At 64.4% G+C, this 4959-nt stretch carries 2 protein-coding genes; both read right to left on the bottom strand.

What is annotated here, in order from left to right:
- Window positions 1–1515, bottom strand: a 1515-nt coding sequence (gene narH, locus TY25_RS40225) for a nitrate reductase subunit beta (RefSeq protein WP_042265584.1), incomplete at its 3' end; no start/stop codon positions are given.
- A 1-nt stretch (window position 1516) separates the two neighbouring features.
- The coding region (locus TY25_RS40220) for a nitrate reductase subunit alpha (RefSeq protein ID WP_042265583.1) at window positions 1517–4959 on the bottom strand (3443 nt) is incomplete at its 5' end.

The raw sequence follows: 4959 nt of genomic DNA, 5'->3' as shown, positions 1-4959 counted from the left end.
AGCGCCGTTGGTGTCGGTGAGGTGGAATTTTTCGACCATGGTGTCGAAGGCGGTCATGCCGGGTCCGCCGTCGGTGTCGAGGCTGCATCCGGTGGCGAGTGCGTCGAGTTGGTGTGCTTGTGATCCGGCGCCGGTTGGGATGACGTAGCGGTGTTCGTATTTGGCGATGGCGAGTAGCCGGTAGAGGGCTTCGATTTCTTCGGGTTCGAGCCGGATCGAGGGGGCGATCGATGGGTCTGGTTCTTCGCCGAGGTTGACCGAGCGCATGAATGCGCGCATGCCGGCCAGTCGTTGCAACGCGGCGCGCACTGGTCCTACCTCGCCGGCGGTGAACAGCTCGGCGAGGTATTCGACCGGGATCCGTAGTGCGTCGATGGCGCCGAAGAGGTTGTGCGGGTTTTCGCCGTCGTGGCCGGTTTCGGTGAGCACGTCGACCACGGGTGAGAGGGGTGGGACGTACCAGACCATGGGCATGGTGCGGTATTCCGGGTGCAGGGGTAGGGCGATCTGGTAGTCGGCGATGAGTTTGTAGACCGGTGAGTCCTGGGCGGCTTGGATCCATTCCGGGGAGATGCCGGCGTGTTCGGCTTCGGTGATGACGCGGGGGTCGTGGGGGTTGAGGAAGACACCGAGTTGGGCGGGGTAGAGGTCTTTCGGGTCGGTGACCGAGGCCGCGGCACCGACTTTGTCGGCGTCATAGAGCATGACGCCGATGTAGCGCAGGCGCCCGACGCAGGTTTCCGAGCACACGGTCGGGATCCCGACTTCCACGCGGGGGTAGCAGAAGGTGCATTTCTCGGCTTTGCCGGTTTTGTGGTTGAAGTAGATCTTCTTGTAGGGGCACCCGGTGACGCATTGGCGCCAGCCCCGGCATTTGTCCTGGTCGACGAGCACGATCCCGTCCTCGGCGCGTTTGTAGATCGCTCCCGACGGGCACGACGCCGCGCACGAGGGGTTGAGGCAGTGTTCACAGATGCGGGGCAGGTAGAACATGAAGGTTTGCTCGAATTCGAGTTTCACCTGGTCGGACAATCGTGCCAGCAGCGGGTCCTTCCCGACTTGCTCGGGTCCGGAGCCCAGATCGTCGTCCCAGTTCGCCCCCCACGTGATCGTCGTATCCGCGCCGGTGATCAACGATTTCGGGCGCGCGACCGGGGTGGTGTCCATCGCCGGGGCCGAGAGCAGAGTGTCGTAGTCATAGCTCCACGGCTCGTAATAGTCGGCGACGGTGGGCAGGTCGGGGTTGGCGAAGATGTTGAGCAGGCGGGTGAACCGCGACCCCGACCGCAACGTCAGTCTGCCGCGCCGGTTCAGTCGCCAGCCGCCTTTCCACTGGTCCTGGTCTTGATATCGGCGGGGATAGCCTTGCCCGGGACGGGTTTCGACGTTGTTGAACCACATGTATTCGGTGCCACCACGATTGGTCCACGCCTGCTTACACGTCACCGAGCAGGTGTGGCAGCCGATACATTTGTCCAGGTTCATCACCATCGCCAGCTGTGCCATGACACGCATATCAGTACTCCACTTCCTGGCTACGGCGCCGGATCGTGGTGACCTCGTCACGCTGATTACCGGTCGGGCCGTGATAGTTCAACGCAAACGACTGCTGGGCATACCCGCCGATCAAATGCGACGGCTTGATCATGATCCGGGTCAACGCGTTATGGATCCCGCCCCGCTTACCCCGCGCGTCATCGACCTGCGCACGGTCCTCGATCCTGGGTACACCCACCGCCCGGTCCTGCGCGTGATACATGAACACCGTGCCCTCGGGCATCCGATGCGACACGATCGCCCGCGCCACCACCACCCCGTTACGGTTGACCGCCTCGATCCAATCATTATCGGCCACACCGATCTTCGCCGCATCCCGCTCCGACATCCAGATCGAGGGCCCACCCCGCGACAACGTCAACATATGCAGATTGTCCTGATACGCCGAATGAATCGACCACTTCGAATGCGGCGTCAAATACCGCACCGTCACACCATTCGCCCCGACCGCACCGACCTCGGGCTCCCGGAACAACCCCGTCATATCCAACGGCGGCCGGAACACCGGCAACTGCTCACCCAGCTCGATCATCCAATCATGATCCAAATAGAAATGCTGCCGCCCACTCAACGTATGCCACGGCTTGTACCGCTCCACATTGATCGTGAACGGCGAATACCGCCGCCCACCCGACTCACTACCCGACCACTCCGGCGAAGTGATCACCGGCACCGGACGCGCCTGCGTATCAGCAAACGTAATCCGCTTACCCTCATGCTCCGCAGCCAAATCCACCAACCCCGTACCCGTACGACGCTCCAACGCCTCGAAACCCTGCACCGCGAGCCGGCCATTGGTCGTGCCCGACAGCGCCAGAATCGCCTCCGCGGCGTGGGTGTCCTTGGCCAGCGACGGACGCCCCTGGGCCACACCGGAAACCACGGTGCCGTTGACACCCGCGAGGTATTTCACCTCCTCCTCCGGATAGGTCGTCACCCCCTTCGTGGTCAAGCCCAGCGTCTCGACCAACGGCCCCAAAGCGGCCATCTTCTCGGCGATCTTCGGGTAATCCCGTTCCACCAGCACCAGTTTGGGCATCGTCTGACCCGGAATCGGCTCGCACTCACCGGCTTTCCAGTCCAGCACCCGCCCGCCCGCCTGCGCCAACGCATCCGGCGAATCGTGCTGCAACGGCACCGCCACAATGTCCTTGCGGACACCCAGGTGCTTTTCGGCCATCCACGAGAACCCGCGCGCGATCCGATGGAACGCCTCGAAGTCGGTCTTCGCCTCCCACGGCGGTGAAATCGCCGGAGAGAAGGCATGCACGAACGGATGCATATCGGTCGAGGACAGATCGTGCTTCTCATACCAGGTCGCCGCGGGCAGCACGATATCGGAGAACAATGTCGTGCTCGTCATCCGGAAGTCCAGCGACAGCAACAGATCCAGCTTCCCGGTCGCCGCCTGCTCCCGCCACACCAACTCCTGCGGCCGCACACCGGTCACATCGGTGGTCTGCAAATTCGAATCCGCACCCAGCAGATGCTTGTGGAAGTACTCGTTGCCTTTACCCGACGAACCGAGCAGGTTCGCCCGCCACACCGTCAGACAGCGCGGGAAATTCTCGGGGGCATCGGGGTCCTCGCACGCGAAACGCAGGTCACCGGACTTCAATTCGTCCACGATGTGCTCGGGCGCGGACTTACCCGCACGCTCGGCCTCATCCGCCAGATCCAGCGGATTGCGGTCGAACGTCGGATAACTCGGCATCCAGCCCAGCCGACTCGCCAGCGCGATATTGTCCGCCGCCGTGCGCCCCGCGAAGCGGCCCTCCCCCAGCGGCGAAGCGAACGTCTCCGCGGTGAACGGGTCATAGCGCCACTGATCGTTGCTGAGATACCAGAAGACGGTGCCCTGCATCTGGCGCGGCGGCCGCTGCCAGTCGGAGCCGAAAGCCAGTGTGGACCACCCGGTTACCGGCCTGCACTTCTCCTGCCCCACGTAGTGCGCCCAGCCGCCACCGTTCACCCCCTGACAGCCGGTGAGCAGCGTCAGCGTGAAGAACGCGCGATAGATCTGATCGGAGTGGAACCAGTGATTGGTGCCCGCCCCCATCAGAATCATCGACCGACCGCCCGAACGGTCGGCATTGTCGGCGAATTCGCGCGCGATCCGGGTCGCCTGCACGGCCGGTACACCGGTCACCGCCTCCTGCCAGGCGGGCGTATACGGCTCGGACGCATCGTCGTAACCGGTCGGCCAGCTTCCGGGCAGCCCGTCGCGCGCGACACCGTACTGAGCCAGCAGCAGGTCGAACACGGTGGTGACCCGCTTACCCGCGACGACCGTCGTCGGCACACCGCGGGTCAGCACACCGGGCACATCGGTGTCGAAGCGGGGAAACCGCACGGCCGCAGCATCATCGGTGCGGCCGTGCAGCGTCAGCAGCGGATCGACGTCCGCCAGGTCGAGGTTCCACCGTCCGGTGCCGGACGCGCCGAAACGATCGCCCAGAGATCCGTTGGGCACCACCGGATTCGCGTCGGCGTCCAGCAGCACCGTACGGAACGCGTCACCCGCGTCCGGTTCGGCAGCCCCCTGCGCCACCGAACCGGACGCGGCGAGGTCGGCCGCGGTGAGGAACTTGCCGGGCACGTAGGCGCCGTCTCGCTCGTCGAGGGTGATCAGGAACGGCAGGTCGGTGTAGCGCTTGACGTAGTCGGTGAATCGGGCCGTCGTCTTGTCGACGAAGAACTCCTTGAGCACCACGTGCCCCATCGACATGGCAAGCGCCGCATCGGTTCCCGGCCGCGCCGCCACCCACTCGTCGGCGAACTTCGTGTTGTCGGCATAGTCGGGCGACACCACCACGACCTTCTGCCCCCGATACCGCGCCTCGGTCATATAGTGCGCATCCGGCGTCCGCGTCACCGGCACATTCGAACCCCACATGATCAGATACCCGGCATCGAACCAATCCGCCGACTCCGGCACATCGGTCTGATCACCGAACACCTGCGGCGACGCCACCGGCAGATCCGCATACCAGTCATAGAACGACAGCATCGACCCACCCAGCAACGAAATGAACCGCGCCCCAACCGCATGGCTGACCATCGACATCGCCGGAATCGGCGAGAACCCCGCCACCCGATCCGGACCGTACTGCTTGATCGTGTAAACGTGCGCCGCGGCCGCGATCTCCGCCGCCTCCCACCATTCGGCGCGCACGAAGCCGCCCTTGCCGCGAGACGACTTGTAGCGCTTCGCTTTCGCGGCGTCCTCGACGATTTCGCCCCAGGCCAGCACCGGGTCCTTGAGCCGAGACTTGGCTTCGCGGTACATCTCCAGCAGCACATCGCGCACATACGGATAGCGGATCCGTGCGGGCGAATACGTGTACCAGGAGAACGAAGCGCCGCGCGGGCACCCCCGCGGCTCGTACTCCGGCTTGTCCG

Source organism: Nocardia brasiliensis NBRC 14402 (genome assembly GCF_000308475.2).
GTDB classification, from domain to species: domain Bacteria; phylum Actinomycetota; class Actinomycetes; order Mycobacteriales; family Mycobacteriaceae; genus Nocardia; species Nocardia brasiliensis.
The sequence above is the reverse complement of the archived record's forward strand: the minus strand, read 5'-3'. Positions and strand labels throughout refer to the sequence as shown.